Source organism: Aneurinibacillus uraniidurans, assembly GCF_028471905.1.
Classification (GTDB): Bacteria; Bacillota; Bacilli; order Aneurinibacillales; family Aneurinibacillaceae; genus Aneurinibacillus; species Aneurinibacillus uraniidurans.
Window position 1 is genome coordinate 2272499 of the sequence record NZ_CP116902.1, and the last position, 19949, is coordinate 2292447.

13 protein-coding genes and 2 pseudogenes are annotated in these 19949 nt (G+C 35.6%); 3 read left to right on the forward strand and 12 right to left on the reverse strand.

Translation table 11 applies throughout. The features are described 5' to 3' along the window. Window positions 1-23: 23 nt before the first annotated feature. The 5 genes and pseudogenes from PO771_RS11340 to PO771_RS11360 form a co-directional block, all read right to left on the reverse strand. Window positions 24-935, reverse strand: a complete 912-nt coding sequence (locus PO771_RS11340) for an SMI1/KNR4 family protein (RefSeq protein ID WP_272559782.1) — start codon at window positions 933-935, stop codon at window positions 24-26. 71 nt (window positions 936-1006) lie between these two features. Continuing rightward, entirely contained in the window at window positions 1007-1894 is an 888-nt protein-coding gene (locus PO771_RS11345; protein WP_272559783.1) for a DUF6414 family protein, read from the reverse strand. A 54-nt stretch (window positions 1895-1948) separates the two neighbouring features. Next, window positions 1949-2419: pseudogene (locus tag PO771_RS11350) on the reverse strand (DUF3841 domain-containing protein). Window positions 2420-2422: 3 nt separating this feature from the next. Beyond that, entirely contained in the window at window positions 2423-3244 is an 822-nt protein-coding gene (locus PO771_RS11355; RefSeq protein ID WP_272559784.1) for a GIY-YIG nuclease family protein, read from the reverse strand. A 570-nt stretch (window positions 3245-3814) separates the two neighbouring features. Further along, window positions 3815-7576, reverse strand: coding sequence for a hypothetical protein (locus PO771_RS11360; protein ID WP_272559785.1), 3762 nt, complete (start codon window positions 7574-7576; stop codon window positions 3815-3817). A 528-nt stretch (window positions 7577-8104) separates the two neighbouring features. Between PO771_RS11360 and PO771_RS11365 the strand changes: the two genes are divergently transcribed. Then, window positions 8105-8401 carry a hypothetical protein gene (locus PO771_RS11365; protein ID WP_272559786.1) on the forward strand — a complete coding sequence of 99 codons (297 nt, stop codon included), beginning with the start codon at window positions 8105-8107 and terminating at the stop codon, window positions 8399-8401. Between the two features lie 104 nt (window positions 8402-8505). Further along, complete coding sequence (locus PO771_RS11370; RefSeq protein ID WP_272559787.1) at window positions 8506-8868, forward strand: helix-turn-helix domain-containing protein; 363 nt, start codon at window positions 8506-8508, stop codon at window positions 8866-8868. A 113-nt stretch (window positions 8869-8981) separates the two neighbouring features. Here the strand turns inward: PO771_RS11370 and PO771_RS11375 are convergent, their stop codons facing one another. Continuing rightward, window positions 8982-9923: a hypothetical protein gene (locus tag PO771_RS11375; protein WP_272559788.1), complete on the reverse strand. Its 942-nt coding sequence runs from the start codon at window positions 9921-9923 to the stop codon at window positions 8982-8984. Between the two features lie 606 nt (window positions 9924-10529). Beyond that, window positions 10530-11450, reverse strand: a complete 921-nt coding sequence (locus tag PO771_RS11380) for an AlbA family DNA-binding domain-containing protein (protein WP_272559789.1) — start codon at window positions 11448-11450, stop codon at window positions 10530-10532. Window positions 11451-12081: 631 nt separating this feature from the next. On the opposite strand from PO771_RS11380, the gene PO771_RS11385 reads away from it, so the two are divergent. Further along, window positions 12082-12924 (forward strand): hypothetical protein, encoded by an 843-nt coding sequence (locus PO771_RS11385; protein WP_272559790.1) that lies wholly within the window; start codon window positions 12082-12084, stop codon window positions 12922-12924. Window positions 12925-13328: 404 nt separating this feature from the next. On the opposite strand, the gene PO771_RS11390 is transcribed toward PO771_RS11385, so the two are convergent. The 5 genes and pseudogenes from PO771_RS11390 to PO771_RS11410 form a co-directional block, all read right to left on the reverse strand. Then, on the reverse strand, window positions 13329-14615 hold the full coding sequence (locus PO771_RS11390; RefSeq protein ID WP_272559791.1) for a cyclic GMP-AMP synthase DncV-like nucleotidyltransferase: 1287 nt from the start codon (window positions 14613-14615) through the stop codon (window positions 13329-13331). An 11-nt stretch (window positions 14616-14626) separates the two neighbouring features. Next, the gene (locus PO771_RS11395; RefSeq protein WP_272559792.1) at window positions 14627-15706 is read right to left on the reverse strand and encodes an SAVED domain-containing protein; all 1080 of its coding nucleotides are present in this window, start codon (window positions 15704-15706) and stop codon (window positions 14627-14629) included. A 367-nt stretch (window positions 15707-16073) separates the two neighbouring features. Beyond that, a complete protein-coding gene (locus PO771_RS11400; RefSeq protein WP_272559793.1) occupies window positions 16074-16985 on the reverse strand; it encodes a hypothetical protein in 912 nt (303 codons plus the stop codon). A gap of 136 nt (window positions 16986-17121) precedes the next feature. Next, window positions 17122-18498: a hypothetical protein gene (locus PO771_RS11405; protein WP_272559794.1), complete on the reverse strand. Its 1377-nt coding sequence runs from the start codon at window positions 18496-18498 to the stop codon at window positions 17122-17124. Window positions 18499-19316: 818 nt separating this feature from the next. Next, window positions 19317-19655, reverse strand: a pseudogene (locus PO771_RS11410) (TnsD family Tn7-like transposition protein); the annotation flags it as partial. Between the last annotated feature and the right edge of the window lie 294 nt (window positions 19656-19949).

Here is a 19949-nt window from a genome sequence, read left to right on the forward strand (position 1 = left end):
AAGCTCTAATCCTTTATCTTCCGCTACACAACATGCACAGTAAGATATGAGCGAAGTTCTTCCTCTATAAGATTGTTGTCTTTCCAAAGTTCAATAACCCAATCAGATGCAAACTCACCTAATACTTCTCCAATAATTTTGCAAGCTGTTCTTTTACGATGCCTATCTTCTTTTTTTAAACATATTTTTACTCTTTCAAATATTTCATTCTGGCTGTATTGTTCAAACATTTCCTTCTCTAGTTTACCGTGGTTCAATACATACTCAATCACTTGCTCCAAATCATTTGAAATATCTTCCTTCTTCACCTCTGTTAATAATTTGAGCCAGCTTTTCCACCTAATAGATGCTTCATTAGTAGGATTAAGTCCATTGGAATTCATAAAGGGTTCGTATTGCCAAATTTCCGCACCAACACAATATAAATCTGTTAGTTTCTCGATAAACGATAAAAAGCTATCCGCTACCAGAACCACTTCATCTTCTTCATGGCTCCAATAAACAACACTTTTTTTATTTCCATCGGAACTCATATCAAATGCTAAAATATCGCCATTACCCACATAAAAAAACTGAAGTTTATTTTTCAGTCCTTGTCCATATTCCTCATTCTCCATTTCAATGGAACTAGAAGTTAAATCTTCAATCCATTCTAAGTTCCATCCTAATTCCCCAGAAAAAATCTCACTAAATTCATCAGGTACATTAACTTCATCAGGAAGAGACCAGCGAAAATATACCGCCTTCGAAAAATTTAATAATAAATCTTTAAAATCCTCAGGAAGTGAGAAACCTAGTTTGTATTCAATATCATTAATTTCTTCTAGTGTTGCGGGACTATCAACAGAAAGGTCTTTTATCTTTCCACCAATCCCATGTATTTTAGACAAGATATCATTCCATTGCTCTATAAAAATTGTGTAGTTTTTGTTCAAAAATTACATATCCTTTCTCTTTATAGAGGATATTGCAAAACGCATACCCTCCTATTCAATAAAATGATATTTTATGCATAAATTGCAATCGGGATAATTAACATCGCAGGTCCCTCAACTCTTGTACTTATAGTCGGTATATCAAATTCTTCAGGAATACCGGATTCCATCTGTGAAAACATTTGTTCTAATGTGTTTTGATTAAATAATTTAAAACTTGTATTACGTAAAAGGTTTATTGCTTCATCTGAATTTTTCGGTATTATACTCACCACTTTTCCAAAGACAGTGTATTGTCCATCTATTAGCTCATTCATATTCCTATTAAAGAAATAGTCCATATAGACAGGTATTACAGCCTGGATATGACTCTCATCAGAAATTAAACAGACAAGATCCATCATTTCTCCTTGCCCTAGTAAACTTTCTTTCATTGTTTTAATTTGTTTTAATATAGTTTGGTCTTCTGATTTTTTCTTTTGTTTTGAACCCCCTTCTTCAAATCTGATTGCCATAACACCTAATTGCTCAAATGAATCCAAAAGGTTTATTAAAGGATTTTGTTTAAGAGTTGCTTTAAAAGAAACAAAATCTCCCGTATTAAGTTTACTTAATTCATAATAACTATTAACTGATCTTATAACATTTTTTTCATCTAAAAATGATTGTAATTTCGCAAATAAGGATGTTGGTGTGTGTATTCTTTCTTCGGTCACTACCTCTTTATCAGCTGAGATACGATTGCTTGTCAAAGCCGAACGTAATTTTACTCCTAGTAAACTAAAAATATTACTTGCGCCTATCTCACCACTAATATCAGCCGTTAATTTATTTTCAGTATTATGACCAGTCTCTAATTTTCTTACTTCCGAAAATCCATCCTGGATTACAGCTAATAAATCAAATACAATCTTTTGATTTAAATATATAGTAATCGGATAATCACTTCTTATATTCACAAAGTGTAACCTCCTATAAAAACCCAATTTATTGAGATCTTATTTACTTTATAGTCATATATTATCATTTTCTATCCTAAGTAAAATTGTTGATAGACTGAATTTCTTCAATGATTCAAAATCAAATATCCGTTCCCAGCTTTCTTCCTTCGTCATTTTTAATTCTCCACGATAAAAAGCATCCCATTCATTCTCATCCAAAGCTAAGAAACCATCGTTAAGAATACAATGCCATGCATCAAAGTCGGAAAGCAGGACACATTCACCCGGAATCTCCAATTCGAGAGATACCGCATGCGTCCCTTTCTCGAAATGTCCGCTCCGTCTTAAATCCGATTTTTCTGTTCACACCCATATCGGATATTCACCGTTGTAATAAGGTAATCGTTTGTTCATTTGTTCCATCATCCAATGATAAGACGCTTTAAATTCTCCCCATATATACTCAGGTTTTCCGATAAGGTATCCTGTTTCCAATGCTTCATTCCACGCTTCAATGGTTTGATTTGTCCAGAAAGTTGCCATCACCTAATAATTATTTACCGCTTCTTCAATCAACTTTAATACCATGTCTAAACTTGTTCCTTGATAAATCCACTGACAAGTCCCCATCTTTTTAGCTTTAGCTTCAGTTTCAGTAAGCACAGTTAACCCAGATACCACTGAAACCGGAACATTAAACTCTACTTTGATTTTGTTAGGGCTACTTACCAGTTTCAAAACCCTCCCCTTAACTCCAAAAAATGTTACTCCCGTCTTATTAAATTGTGGTTGAAATCCACTTCCAAGTATTGTTTGAACCTTATCAATCAATTCATTACTATGATTTAAAAATTGATATTTTTCTTTCTGATTTTGAGTATTGCTTATAAGTTTTGTACTAGTAAAAGTTGTAGACGTTTTCCCCAAAGAGATGCTTTGGTTTTCCCAATTAAAAATTGGCTTTAAAACTACATCTAACATTTTCTCGACAATTTGTCGGCAATGCTCATCCTCTAATTCACACCAATAAACCTCAAGCTCTCCCTGATACAAATAAAAAAAACGATGCCATCTCTTATCTTTCGTATCACCCAGTACTTCCTGAAATGATTCTTTATAATGGCTATATAACCTGTTGATTAATGGTTTAGCCTTTCCCACATACAATATCTGACCCATCGAATTCTTATAAATGTATAAACCATTCTTATTTGACACTTCATTACGTATATAATTCTTAGTGCTTACTAATTCGTTATTATTTTTCGGTTCTTTATGCTCGATTTTAAAAGAGCACCATCTTTTTTCTCCTTTGTTAAGTGGAAGAAATTTATTATCAATCAAAAATTGCTCAAACTCGTTTAACATCTGCTCCCCTCCTAAACAGCATTGTTTTCCACAATTTAACTTAAAATAATTTTAAACTATCATTCTACTTCTAACAATCTAAACTCAAGTAAAACAAAAAGCACCTGCTAATTATTCAGCAGATGCCTTTTGCTTTACTTCTATCTTCTTACTTTCCATCCTTCTGTACAGAATAAATAAACTCCTGACAAAAAACAGCCCTCCAACCCGCATTTCACCGTTGCCTGAGTAAATAAAGTTTTGCTACGAATCCGGCTTTTTTCGATTTTTTCTTCTCATTTTTTCTGTCAGAACTTTATTTTTTTCGTAATAATGTTTTGATAAAAAAATAGGGGAAAAGGCTTGATATGACTCGTTTTCGCCCTTTCCCCTCTTTCCTTTATCCTTGCCAAAAGCAGAACTTTATTTCGATTTTGGCAGATGTTTATTTAAAATAGCAGAACTTTATTTATTGGTTACACCTTCAAATATAGCCTTACCACGCACTCAACGTGTGTGCTCTGTTCAGTGTGAACAAGCTATACGATGTTCCCTCACCTTTAGGCCCAAGTCAACCTTAGACCTGTTAAATTAATAGTGATCTAAATCTTCTCTTAGTTCAGCCCTGATATCTTCCTGTTGAGACTTCCTGCTGTACTCGTCAGCAATGGAACGGAGTATTGCGGTGGTACGCGGCCAACGTACACTAGTGATATTTGCGTAGGCATTATATCTTTCAGCAAGTTTTTTCTCCTGTGCTCCTCCCTCAGTCGTACTTTTACTTATAACCCCCCTACTGTTATATACGCCTAGATTAAACCCTCTTTCGAGGTTTGTATTGCTAAATTGCTCTATAACATCTCGTACAGCTTCATGTGGCCATGCACCATCTTCCCCAACAATGGATGCACTTAAAACTTCTCCAATATGCTGAGCCCCAACTGTACCTCTTCCCAAGTCAAGTGTGGCTTGTAAAGAATTACTTACCCAATCAATCAACATTTGCTTATCAACAGTGTTATCTTCCTTTAAACTTGGTACTGTCCGCCAAGATTTTAATAGGTCATAACCTTGAGATGCACGCTGACGCTCCTCATTGGTAGGTTCTTTCGATTCTTCATTCTCTTCGTTATAGACCAAAGATATTACTTCTGCAAAAAAACTAGGGTTGCGTGCTAGTTCACGATGAAGAAGCTTAGGAGCATGACCATATCGATCTAGAATAGGGAGGTATGCCCATTCCAAAGATGCTATTTTCCCCTCATCAATGTCTTGAGAATTCTCAAGTTTCTTAAACAACTCAGAAAGATGATAAGAAAATGAGTTAGATGGAAAATTGTCTTTTGGTGATACTGCAAGAGATTTTGTCAAGGCCTCCACTATTTGATTGGGTTTGGCAAAGCTTTTACGCAATGCTAATAATTCAATTGCTGAATAGGGCAACATGTAATGTAAATACTTATCAACCGCCTTATCTAAGCCTTTCTCATCTATAGAATACAGTGAGATTAATGACCAGTATCTTCCCTCAACCTCATTACCTAATTGCTGTACTAAATTCCAAGTATCTTCATTAGAAGGTAAATAGATCAATATTTCTGCTTTTTTATTCGCCTCCCAATCCTTAGCAACTTCTAACATTCCTATTGCCCAATCATTTCCAAGACACTTAATACTACCTAAAATATATCCACGAGCGAACTGAGCAAACTTCTTATCGGGAGAGTCTAAGTAGTCTAGAAGAAGATTATCCTCTTCCTTTACAATCAATCGGATTTCTCCAAGCGTTGAACCAAACTGAAATGGATGCTCTACATTATTCAGTAGATGAATAACTTCTCTAATTCCAAATCTTTCATAGATATTAATTAATGCATTTGCCCTTACTTCATGAAGTTTTCGCTCACGTTCTTCCCAATCCCCTTCACGTCCCTCTAGCAACTCAGGCCAATCGCTAAAGAGCCAACTATAACGGGGGACTAGTTCTTTTGGTTCAAACTTGTGAAAAACTCCTTCTATTCGGTCTACTACTTTTTCAGGTAAAGCCCAGTCTGCATCTGGAAAAGACCGATGCCTCGATATTTCTTTTCTGAGTGAGTTCCAAATCTGCCCTTTATCTTCTGAAGCAATGTCTAAATCACCTAGTCTATTAAGTTCATTTAAAACAATTTCAAAGTCCTCTAAAGGTAACATTGGTAGAGCTTTAATGATTTCATCCCAACGCTCGCCTGAGACTCCTACTTCTGTTATTAGGAGATTCACAATCTCATGGGTTACCCTGTCGTACTCTGCTACTAAAACATCTCTTTTATGATCTGGAGCCCAATCTCTCCATTTTGGCTTGGGTGTATTGTGTCCTACGCCATGAAACTGTGGTAGCAAGCTGCATAACAAATCCCAAGCAACTTTCGGCTCCCTTTTTAAAAGTACTTCAAGGGTTTGAAGCCGCTGGTCAATAGAAGCAGAAGTTTGCGGATTCCAAGACAGAAATATTTCACGAAGACTATTCTTAGGTCTATTAGTTAATTTTCCACCAGGATCTATATTACAGAGCCTAGCTAATAATATCGAAACTCTACTTAGGTATTCTGGATTCCAAGCAAGTGTCTCAAGTGCCCAAAGCAGCCCTGTATGCGGAGAAGAACTAAACATAGCATCTTTTTGGTCATTAAATAGTTTTATAATTACCTCCTCATTTATTATTTCGTCTTCAAGTGCTTGAAGAAACTGTTCTGGTGCTGCCTCTGCAAGAAGTGGGAGGACAGAGGATAATGTAGACCACACTTGCCAACTTCCTTTTGAACTTTTAAATAATTCATAAATAATATTAGAGGCATTAGTCCTCAGCGATAAAGCAGGATGAAAAGAGTCTTCCTTAGATCCCATAAACGCTAGTGTATCTGCTATATTTTTTATGAAAAGTCCCGAATAATTAGATGAATGACCAATCGCCCCCGCTATCCACTGTTTCTCATTAGGCAGATCAAATTTAGGATCAATTGTGCTAAGCACCTTCAGAGCCACGGTTCTAAATTTTTCAATATCCGCTGGGGTAACGTAACGAATCAAGAGTGACCATGCATCTTCTTTTGAAATTATATACCACGCGTGTCCTATACGACGGATAGGAGGGTCAGATTCATTTGCCCATCTTACTAGCAACTCAGTAAGATCATTGTAAGAACTTTGTGCCAATTCGATGAGAGCCTCTTTATCACCATCTTTTGTTTCATTCCAAGCACCTGCTAATAATAGCGGAATCAGAGATCGTGCCTCAATTGGCCGTGCCCATAGGGGCTGCCTTATTTCTGGACTAAGAGCCGTCCGTCGACGGAATGTAGTAAGTCCTCTTCGAGCTAAAAGTCCGAGTTCACGTGAGTGGTTTTTATCAATTCCCTTTTCAATTAGGATTTTTGTCACTCTATCACGGGAAAGGCGCGGCATCATCAAAGTGTCTGACGTTGAACTATCGGAACGCCCCAGAGGTATCATGATGTGATGGCCATTCCTAATTGCACGACTTAAACCTTCTGAATCAAAAGCAGGTATTAGTAAAAGGTTATTTGGGGATGATGATAGATAAGTCCATGCTTCTGAATTATTTACGACTATTGCTTTTGATAGAAAAAAATCCTTCTCTATTGAGGGAAGCAGACTAATAGAGGCAGCAAACACAGCTATAGCTTCATCACGTGTTTCTGCTTGTAGCCTTAGTGGAGAATTTGGATTTTTCAGCCACTGATATATTTCTGTTGAAATATTTTCACGCCCTGCTAATACCATTTCTGGTGAGATAGCAGGTTGGGTTTCTTCCGACCAATCTGTCCAATAACTACCTAGATCAGTGCAGTTCTGGGGGTGCTTACCTAACAGTACAGACAACCAAACATGAACAGTAGGATTTTGGCTCAACCAAGTTTCAAGATCATCGGCATCATAAACACGAACTTCCTTCCAAATTCCTTCTTTTTGCCTTTCTTCAGTCCATTTATCTTTATCTCTCCACCGCCTAGGTGTGATAAAAACATATGTGGTTTCTGTAGGAATCATAAATAACGGATTTTTGCTTCGTTTCTCGTAATCGTCATCAGCTTTCCCTTTGACACTTCTGTTTACCCCCATTTCCCACACTGTTGTGCCTTTTGGTATAAAACTATCACTTTCCTCGGCAATAGTAATACCATCCCATCCACCAAGACTCACTCCTTCACCTGCAGCAAAGTTTATTTTTTCAATATGATCGCTACTTGAAAGTATTAAACTTCGAATAAGCTGGGGGAGTACAGATTGTGAGTCACGTCTATCTGCCCACTGAACTAGATCAGTTGCATCAACGAGTAATTTAGAATGCATGAAAATATCCTCCTATTCTTACAAATTCCAATTATAACCATTATACTAAATCAAACTAAGATTAACTAATTTGATGTGTATTGGTGCATAGCAAAAGCAATGAAAAATACACACCACATACCAAAAATAGATACCAAATGATATAGCGAAACTAGGCGTTTTTTGATGAATGTGTTTTTTCAATAACAATCTTTCACTTCGCTGTTATCCACTTTCGTGAAGTGCCTAATCTATATAAGATAAGTTATAGGGAGTGTGACTATATGTGATTCATCCAGTTAAAGAATGCATCCAAAAAACAGGCCTCACTCATAATGCATTCGCGGTATTAAACAAAGTCTCCTTTCAAAGATTAAAAAATTGCCTTTACGGCTATACTTCCTCGATCCCTTAGAAAATCATGTGCGTTATGATTCAAAGTGACTACGATGAAAATGACGCTCAGGCCCAGTATCTTAAATGGCGCAGATGGAAAGCGGAACAAGAGCTCCAATCCCCCGCTACCGCGATAGAAGGGAGAATGAATCCTTGAAAAGGTTACCGTTAGATACTTTTCTATCCTTGATGCGGCGCGACAACGTGCTTGGTCATGGATTTGATCTTGATGAACTTGTCCAAATATTCGTCTCTCACGTTAAAGACACGTTGTCACAGGAGCAAGTGAAGCTAGGCCTTGCATATTACCTCGCCAAATCCACCCACAAGGATGTCGTTCATCGGAATCAAGTATTAACGAAGGTTACTCGGTTCCTGAATCAGTACGGGTGGCATTTGTCAGATTATCATGCTGATTATTACAAAAAATATTTACCGTTGTTTCGGTAAATCTCCCCTGCCGTTATGGGAGGTTTCTTTTTTTTTAAAGCTTAACCGTCAAATCCGCAAGTCGTATAGGGAAAGTAATACACCTACAAAGGAGGAAATATTGAGTGAAAATATCGGATTACTTGATGACACTTGCTGAGGAGATTGATTTTCAGGTTTGTACTAATAGAGGATATGTAATTACACCAAATTGTGTAAGAAGGTGTATACGGGTTCCAAAAGAGGAGAAACTAGTTCTTTTCGAGATATACAGTCATTATAACAATGAAAAAGGGTATGCTTCTCCAACCCAACAAACATTAGCCTTATACCTAGGGATTTCTACTTCAACGGTCAGCAAACATCTGAAAAGCTTAGAGCAAAAAGGATTTATCAAAAGCCGAGGGGGGAAAGGAAGGTCCAACATCTATTTTCCATCCTTTGATTTGAAGAATAACTTTAATCATGGATTTTCCCCATCATCGTAACTAATGAAAAAAATAACTGAAGGCTCACATACCTTCAGTTCCAATATCACATGATATTACCATTACTTCAAAATATTTGTTTCCATGTTACATAAGGCCAACAGTGAAAAAAATCACTGGAATCCAGAATGCTCTAATATCACCCAACCTATATCCCAATCCGAGGATACATATGGTATTTCTTTAATAATCAAATGTTCAATATCCTTAATTCCCATTTTAGTTTGAATAAATAACTCACAAAACCTATTGTGATAAAATGCACTCCAACAATACTTACTAAGAATTCTTTCATTTGATTTAAATAGGGTAATTTTATTCTGAATTATTTCCTTATGCTGTAACAATTTATCTATATCATAAGTATTATCAGCCAAATTGATTACCGAAAAAAGATAGTTAACAAAATAGATTCCTTCTTCTCCTTTCAGAACATAAGGGATAGTTGAATTTCCACATATATCAAATTCCCTGTTGTATGGGAAAGGCGCCAAAACTTCTTTGTTGTATATCATTCTATCTATCATTTCTATAATTCGCTCACCCAGAACTATTCGCGGATATTTTGCATAGTCCGATTCTAATTTATATGCTGATATCAAAGGTTTTCCATATACAATCTTAGAATCCATGTAAAGCTTACCGTAATCCCATCCCCCTCTCACAAAAAAACCTTCAAGGATCATTGTTAATTGGTAATAAATTACTTGCTCAACAATTTTATTAAAATAATCTTCATATATCTCAGATAATACATCTCCTGAAGCGTAGCCTGAATAACTATTAACCTCATCTTCAGGACACCAAGCAGCAATTTCGGTAAGCTTCTTAAAAGGGATACCAATCACTATATTATCAGTAAACAATTTTAAACTATAGTCATCAGTTTCCGAAAATCTTGACATCCCCTTTTCTATTGCTTGTATTAAGCGAATGAGATGATTTTGTGAAGTTGCATTATTACTATTATCAATAATCTCTTGACTGAATCCTAGTAAATCCAAGAATAGACAATACGAATTTTCCAAAGCAACATTTTTATATGCCTGATTCATTTTAACTCACCTACCTATTTCTTATTAAATGTGCACACCTCACTAAAGCATATAAGAGTACATTCAAATATCCGAAGTCTCTTGTACATCGGCATTAATTCTCCTGTACAGAATAAATAAAGTCCTGACAAAAAACAACCCTCCGGCCCGTATTCCATCGTCGAGTGATTAAATAAAGGCTTGCTACAAATCTGGCTTTTTTCGAGTTTTTACTCTCATTTTTTCTGTCAGAACTTTATTTTTTTCGTAATACTGTTTTGATAAAAAAACAGGAGAAAAGGCTTGATAGGACTCGGTTTCGCCCTTTCCCCTCTTTCCTTTATACTTGCCAAAAGCAGAACTTTATTTCGATTTTGGCAGATGTTTATTTAAAATAGCAGAACTTTATTTATTGGTTACACCTCCCGATATAGCCTTACCACGCACTCCACATGTGCTGAGTAGACAGTGATAATATTTTATATTTTCCAATCACATCTAATCAGGTAGTGAATAGCATTTGCTCCTATCCTTAATTCGAATTATATTGTATAACTATACCAATAAAAATTTTGAAAATATCTCTTTGTAAATTTTCCCTTTAAAATAATGGTCCTTCTTTTAAAGTTAGGTCAACTTTACTTCTTTTGTACGAATTATGTTCCCTGATACATCCGTTAATCTCATATAGCCTTTCAGGCTTCCTTCAACAAGTAAAGTTGCCGCATAGTCCCTAATTGAATAGTTCTCAAAACAAAAACCAATGTTTGCTCGTACAATATCATTAGGTGGTATTTTTATATAGGTATTATCTTTAATTCTATTCCACCGCTCTGTTTGACCTGGAATAAAATAATTAGTATGTTGTAGAACTGCGATTTCAGTTGAATCTTCTAATAAAACTAATTCACCACTTACAATCATATTAATATTGATACCCGTGTTTAAAACATTTATTATACAAGTCCAATTTGCCTTTCCTTCATCAACCCCGTTAAAAGAAATGTTAGTAGGATTAGCAACATGTACATCTAATCTGTACGGAGGAACAACAATTTTATTTCTTTCTAAATACATTAAATCTAAATCAAATTTATCTGCTGGACGAGTCCCCGTAGATTTCCGTATTGGTATAAAATTTTGTATGTTCTTATGTTGTTTAATAATATGGGGCTTGTTGAAAGAACGAGGTACTTCTAGTACATATATTGTACGACCTTCTACAATGTATGGATAGCTTTCTATAGTCATCGGCTCTTGAATTTTTCTGTATACTAATTGTCCTAATTTAGCTGGGTCATTATATTTCCCCTCGCTAGGAAAAGGGGCATCATATAGTTCTCCATTTTCCTCATCTATACCAATTATGAAGTATCCATCTTCACCAGGTGTATTAACCATAGCTGCTACATCTTTAATAAACTCCTCTTGTCCTTCCACCCCCTCTAGCTTCCACCATTCTCTCTTTAACTCAATCTTTGGGTTTTCTACTTTTTCTCTAGCTCTAGCCATCTCGATATACCTTATAACATCTTCTTCCTTTAACAAAGCTACCACTCCCCCTTATTTCCTAATGAATTACCTTATTTTAACACAAATAGACATTGTAAAGTATCATGAGGAAGGATTGTGATAATAAGTAATATAATTGGTTATTAGGTGAACTGGGCAGTTAGCTACTTTAAACGGCTCTTGTAAAGAGTACCTAGTAACAGCGTATCATTCGTCTGCTGTCCGTAGAAAATAAAGTACTAGACTAATATTGTTGATTTGACGCAGTTTCTGTATAAAATAAACTCTTGCCTTAGAAAAATAAGTAGTAGACTATTCGGTCCTTCCGTACAAAAAGCCAGTCAAAACACGACAATAAAGTGTTAGACTGACTTCGGTTTATTTCACTATCGATCTCCGATAGTTCAACAATATTTCCACTATTTGCGATACGGTTCATCGCGATATATCGAAATAAGGTTATAATAACAGGTTTGAAAGACTATTTTGAATTAAAAAACATGCGGAGATTTCCATAGGCTTTTTCTTGTTACGAGGGAGTCTTTTCATTAGATATGATTCACCGTAACGGTTCTAATAGCGAAATATTTTAAAGCATTAATTTGGACGGTACTTATAATTGCAAGTATAATAAATATATCCAATATTTTCTATGGAGGTACAAAACATGGAGACAGTAAATACATGGCTTATAGAAATGGTTAAAAAAAATCCTGATTTTAATCTCAACCCTAAAGGCGGGGGCTTTACACCAAGAGCCTATAGATTATCAATAATAAAGGACTTAGAAGTACATGAAATAATTAACTTTATAAAGAATGACCAGCAGATATCAGATTACAATACCTTGATGGACAAAGTGACTAAAGCGTTTGAACAGCTACGCGCTGGACTCCCTTCAGTTTACGAAATAGATAAATTATCCTCATTTATTTATTTTATAACTGTTACTAAAAAGTTTGATAGGAACAATATAGATGATGCAGAAGAATTTTTAGCAGATGTGAAAGAAAAAGAAAATGCTTTCAAATTTATTGAAGACTCAAACTCCATGACTATTGAAAAGTTAGTTTATGTTGGTGAAACAATGGACATTAAAAATAGATTCATAGGGGGACATAGTGCATTAACACAAATTAACAAACATACAAGCGCTACTAAGAAAATATACATTGCCCAAGTACATGTTCTAGAGACTACTAATGAAATGCCTTACGTCAACTTTCCCGAATGTTTGGATGCGGTTAATCCTCCAAAATTAGTAGAAAACATTTTAAAATTTCTTGAGAGTTTATTTATTACTTACTATGGAATACCAGAATTTAATTATAGAGATAAGGAACCCAAAGTTAAATTCAGTAATGATCCTTGGGAAAAAATAGTAGGTCCTGAGTTTATTACAATAACTGAATATCAAAATTCAATTTTATTTAGGGATGGGGCACAAATTTTAATGTATGAAATTGATAATTTACTTAAGCCAGTAATTGAAAAATTTCTATCAAAATAATTTTCCACTATCCTTGTGAATTTGATAGCAATTAAGAACCAAAAGAACAAAAACCCCTTTTATATGTATTATCAAGATCTTATTGATAAAAATTCAAGAAAATACACAGTTGAGGAAAAGCCTGATTTATCAGGGATTTACGGGTCTACGCCCCTCTTGAAGTAGAAAAAAAGCCGAGGAAAAACGGGAGTAGATACCCGAAATTCGCTCGGCTTTTTGATACGATTTTATAAGTTTTAGGTCGACTTTATAAGCTTTGGGAGGAGTTTATTTGGTTGTTACACAGTAGGGATTTGGTTTAATAGGGGTATGGACTCTAAAATTAAACGATACCGCCACTGAGCGTTCTCATTCAATTCTCTCAGAATATTAAAAACTAACCTTATATTTGGGTTTTTATTTGGTCATTTGATCTGCACTCTAACGTAATCTTCACATACAATATTCCCCTGTCGATACACCCTACAAATCATCTTGTGAACCCCACGATAAGCAGTATGTTCTCTGACGCTTATTCCCTCCTTAAAATGTCCAAGGTCTTTTTCTTCTACACATTCATCACCATCATTTACGACTTCCCATTCCACTTTTGAAAAGTCGAAAAAGCTTGGTATAGCAGTAAATTGAATGTATTTGTCTTTGGGAATGGGTCCCAACACTTCATTCAGAGGAATAAATTCTCCAGGATTCCACTCTACCTGTGCTACAATTTCAACAGTATATCCCCCATAACTTTTCGCCAGCATTATACGATTTTCAGCAGTTTCCGTAATCAACTCACCCCAATAGGAGTGGTTGAAAAAATCTTTCCATGCTGAGAATGCCTGATTTTCGGTGCAGTCATCTTTAAATAATACATCCAGTTTACTAATGTAGTTTGTAAGCCTTGTGTGTAAATTCTTTACCTTTTGATGGTCTTTTGCATTTAAAAGCAAACTAGAGTCAGAATCCTTTGGATTATATACTTCCTTGTTATCTTCAAGGCGATCTCGAATAGCTTTTATCGTATAGTAGAAAGTTTCATCAATGCGGTCTTTCGATTGAATACATTCTTCAGCCAATACGGATTGGATTAACCCTCCAGGCATTGACCACCCGCTTCTTGATTTGCAAAACATCTTGAGCAAGCGAACCACTTTGCGAATGTTTCCATTTGAATCAGTGTTACTATCATTAAACCATTTTGTAATAACTTCTGGATCTCGATTTCGCCAAGCACTGCCGCAATGTTCGTACACGTCATTGCCATCTTCGTCTGTAGATTTGCGATATACGGCAAAATCAATATGGTATCCACTCGCATATTCTACCCGGACACAATTCGTTTTTGCTTCTGGCTCTGTTTTAAATCTCTTGCATTTTCGTTCTAATGCATCAACGATTATGTTTTTTGTTGCGATTGTTCCATCTGGAAGGTCGTCTTTGTTAAAGATGATCGCCACATCGATGTCATATTCATTTTCTTCATTTTGTACGATGGTGCTCATTGCCATACTGCCTTGTATTTTGTGATCAATCAGAGTGTGTTTCGTTTTATGTTCTTCGTTATATTCAGCTAGTCCAGACACTAGCCTATCTATGTTTAAGTCTTTCTTTTCTTTTAGCTCCGTTTGATCTGTTGCTCGAAGCACAACATGATCATTGTAAAATGCATTAAATTTAGCACTTGCGTTATACATGCTAGTTGACATCGTTCATCACCTCATCCAAATAAGATAAATTGCCCTTTCCTTTGACCGTTTAGAACAATCCCCCACGGATATTTTGGCGTTGATTGAACGTTGTATTGATAGTTGACAATGGCTTTCATGCGATTATCGTCAATCAACTTGCCCAATTCAAAAGCAAAACAACTTTGACCTGATATGACGAGATGAATATTTTGGAGTTTTGGTAATTTTCGATCCACTTTCATTAGCAAATTGTAGGCAGTATTCACATATTCCTGCAACTGTTCTTTGTATATGATGAGGTTGTCTGTTGATCCAGAAACAGCAAGATGGATGCAAGGACAGTTAAATTGCGACAACTGCTCGTCTGAAATTTGTGCAGTGAGACTAATTGCTACTACAACTTCGTCGCAAGTAGAAGCATCGATTGAAGCAAACGGATCCTGAACCTGTGTCGTTAATTGGGGATAACTTTTCCTGAATGGCTTTTTAATAAGCTGATAGTACGTCTGCTCAAACTTGTTGTATTCGAAGTATTCATCCATACGCTCCCGTTCGAAAAATTTTCCAGCCATCATCACAAATGGAATCGATGCAACACCTGTATACCCACGTTTCTTGTCCTTGCTCTCCATCTTGAAAGCATTAACCTTCTGCTCAATTTCTTCGACAATATCATTTGATATGTGTTCATTCACACCTCGTCCATATTGTCGAACAAAATCGATTTCTTTTTCTTTGAACTGAAATGAATTCATGCCGACATCCTTGTGATGGTTTTCAATTTTTCGTTGGTGAAACATTCCGTTAATGTTCATGATGTACATCTTGTTCTTAACATGGAACATCAAAAACAAACCAATAAGGAAAAGCACACCTCCTGTCCCCAATTGAACGAGATTATTTTGCACTTCATTATGGCTTAAAAATGCAAACACTTTATCATCAAACGTTCCAAATGAAGTGACAATCAGTTCAATACCAACCGTCATAATGAAGTCTGCCACCGCTTGCTCACTTTGCATATTTATCATGTGCTTGACGAAAAATATCCCACCGATAAGTAGTATGAAAAAAATAATAGTCAATGCTAATTCATAGCTTATATTCATCTCAATGCCCCCTTTCCTATTAGAAGTTATTTTACCATTTTTTCTTCCTAATTTTAAAAATATTAGTTTTTTTGTGATTTAAGATGATTCAAAGGTCGGTAAGACATGACAATTCATGACAATAGTTTGGTATGAGTTAGCGGGATTATCCAAAAAACGGTAGTGTTCTAAATCATAAAAGGACATGCCTTTTCCAACTTCTCTATATATGGGCTTAGGTGCGGGAAAATGATCCGAGAAAAAAGCCGAGGAAAGTCAGATGTGATGATCTGAAATTCGCTCGGCTTTTTAACACGACTTTATAAGCTTTGAATAGTAGGGATGAGCCCAAAAGGGGCTAGGATTTAATTTTTCAAAATTTTGATTCTCAGACTGGCAACTTATAGTTATATTTACTATCTTTAAGATTATATCTTTGACCGTTACTCCAAAAGATAATAGGCACATTGCCATTCTTCTCAATATACCTATCCACGCTCTTTTGAAGTTCATTCTTAACCCACTCTCTCCAACTATCCATTGGTGGAAGAAAGAAATATCCAGTATCATCATCTCCAATGGCGACATAGGATTCATTAAGAACAAGCATACCTATCAAACTACAGATTAGAGCAGCTCGTTTTTCATGATCCATTTCTTGGCTCAAACTCGTCCATATTGAATGATCTAAGAAAGTGCTGGATGCACGAAGTTTTTCAAAGAGACGATTTTTCTGACAGTAATCATATAAACGGTCAAAAGTGTCCCTACGACCTTTTTTCTTTGGAGGTAATTGGTTATAATCATTATCATTAAGGAGAATTCCCAATACGACATTGGGGCAAGTCTCTATAAAATTATTATCAGGTTCAACTTTTGGAAAATTGGTGATAAGATGTTGTTTATTTGACAGATACTCAATGAATTGAACAACTGTATCACCACCTGCTCGACGTAACCCATAGCCCGTATTGCCGACAATCTTATTGTGGCCGTCATAAGTATTCTTGGAATGCGTATGACCAGGTTTACAACGTGAAGGGAATACCTTGCCTAATGTGAAAAGTGTCTCTACTACACGAATAGCGTTTCCATCAACTCTCTTATTGCTATAAGTGTTGGGCAATAAAGGAGCATCTACACAAATGAGATCTATCTCCCTATCCAAGTTTAGCACCTCTAATTTGCTGATCTTATCCGAAAAAGTACGGAATACTTTCGTTTGTTGATTAACGATTTGACATAATCCAGTTGAATTAGTTGTGTACGACAACCCACAGTCGATTCCCAAAATATGCATACCGCTTTCTTCAACCTCCCTATCATATAAACAATAATACCGTAAGAAGAAAAACTAACCCAAACGGACTATAGATTTTTTATGCTTATTGACTATGAAAACCGCTTATAAAATTCCCTCTTTTGAAACTGTTCCTTTACTTTGCATTTCCCATAATTAATTCTTTAAACTCATCTTCTAAATCATCCAGGGTTTCTAACAAAGTAAGGTCAATTCTATCCTTATAAGTTTGGATTAATTCGCAATAAATTCTCTTTCTTGTAATTTCCCATGATCCATACATAGAATTCCTTAGCGATTCGATTCTTCTGTTCAACTCTCTAAATGCTCTATTCATAGCAAGGAGCATTTCTTCATCCCATTCCGCATACTCAAACCATGGAATAACTTCCCTCTCCCTGCTTCCAGTATTTCTTCCTATACTGTCAAAATCTACAGCAAAAAAATATGAACCACTACGAAGTATAAATTTATTAAATACCCTATGTTTTTTCAATACTTCAAGTTTTTCGTCATCAAAGTCTACACCTCTTATAATACTAAGGTCTATTCGTGAAGTTTCATTTATATCAATTTCACTTGAGTAATCCTTCAATAGTACACATAAAATGTCCCAAAAAATTGTATTTCTTCTACCAGCTATGAAACCAAACCAATTTCCCATCCATTTTGACAGAGAATCTTTTATAAATCTCCTCTCCAAGGAAACTGCTAAATTTAGTATTTGGGGAAAATGTTCATAGAAGCTTATGAAGTAATTGGAGTCACGCATTATACTTCTCACAAAACCCTCTTGAATACTCTCAAATTGTGATTCAACAATATCTTTCCAAAAGTCAGCATTATGAGCATTTATCACAAAGTGCACACTACTATTAAATCGTTCTAAAAATTTCGAGAAAAAATCTTGAGAGTCGTGCTTAAAGACAATATTAATATCATTAATCAGCAGTATTTTATTTTGATCGTCTTCAATATCACGATACTTGTAGTAATCCAATAATCTCTCTACAAGATACTCTTTTCCACCAAGTACATAGAACTTACTTAAGTTATCCTGGACATAATTCCAAAAACATTCAACCGTCGAGCTATCAATTGTACCTTTCTTTGCATGAGCACATTTATTTCTTATATTCTTCCAATAGTTATATTCATTTTTTGCTTCTTCACGATTTTCAAATAAAATAATTGCCCTACTGTATGACCTTGATGTAGGGTTAGGGTCTGCTTCAATTATTTGATTTAAATGCTTCTCCCATGTGTCATCATCTACTAATGGCTTTAAAATATTTTCTTGCCACTCTGCATCTTTTCCCTGATATAAGTCTGGTCTATAGGTACAGTTCAAAATCCTATCTTTAATAGTAATTTTAAAAGCAAGATATGACATAAGAAATGCCGATTTATATGCACCTATCTTATAACAGATAACAGATTCTCGAAATAACTCTTCGGCATTAGCGTCAAATGGTTTAAGTTTATCAACCCATTTTTCAATTTGTAGTTTCATTTTCTTTGTTCCTCCTACAATAATATATCCTTTAAAGACACCATTTTCTGTAATTGCTTGTATTATCATTTTAACGAGATAGCAATAATTTGTATACGGCATATTGTTTTAGTTGGTTTTAGCTTTTTATAGTTGTATAAACGAATATCGAAATAAACAGTGGAGGGGTTTTGTTGAACGGCAACTTTGTCCATATTGTTGGGTATCAAGTACATAGATAAGAACTTTAGGAGAATATGCCTACTAAAAGAATTAGAGAAGGCTCCTGAGATTAGAGACGAAGGGTATTGGAAAAACCGAGGATACCGCACTTGGTTCCCGCTGTTTCACTACATTTATTTTGAATTAAAACGACATTCAAAACGTTTTGATTAATGGAATATATATAGCGGCAGTAACAATCCAGTTATGAATTGGAGAGATGGTTGGCCCAAGAAGAAAATCCTGAGATGTGACATTGAGTTTTATTGGGAGTTCAACTACGAAGAATTCGTTTTAAAAGTATTGTTGGATAAAAATAAAAAGTTGTCTCAAACCGATTTAAATGAGTTGAGGGATAAAATAGCCGTTTTTTGCGACAGCGTAACTCAAAAAATGGACAACTAACACAAAATCGCTATGGGACTTTCAACTCACTATACAAATGGAATTTCGACTTCAAAAATCAAGGTTTTACTCACATCATGAAAGATATTGATGAAATAGTATATCAAAAGATCGAATCACCATAATTGAATTCTTACCCGCAGTAACTGCAACGTGCGAATCTGCGGGTTTTTTATTAATCCATGACATCTAAAAAATCTGTCCTATTACAATTATTCTCTAAATGAATTTAGTAGCTTCAAAATACCCTCACTAACATTCTTAGGACGAATCCCTGCTTTTTTCAAGACCTTCCACTCATTCACCTGTTCCCCTCTCTGTTCTAACTCTTGAATTGCCCACTTGATTTTCCTCAACCGATACTTTTCCCCGTTCTCAAGTACATGGTCTAAAAATTCTTTGGTTTTCGGCAATTTATCTAAATGCTTCCCCAACAATGCTCGCATGCCGACTACCGCCCCAACTCTGCTGACAGTTATCCTTTTCAGTTTCCCTCCCATATTTCTTATTTGTTCGACGGCTTTCTGAACTTTCTCAAAAACTACTGAATCTCTTTCAGTCCAATGTCACCTAAAAATAAAGTCATATCAATCCACCCACCCCCACCAATTCCCTCTCAGCCCTACTCCCACAAGGCTTCCCCCTTTTCCACCCTTATTTTCAAGTCCTTGTAGTAAAATAAAATCGTCTTAAAAATCAGGAGTAAGCCAGGGGAAAACTAGAGAAAATTAGGATCAAAAAAGTAAATAAAGTCAGCCCGTGAGGGCAGGGAAAGGCAGGGTGAAAAGCAGGAAAAAAAGCGGGATGAGGGAAAGGACGTAGGAAGAAAAAGTTGAGGAAAAGCG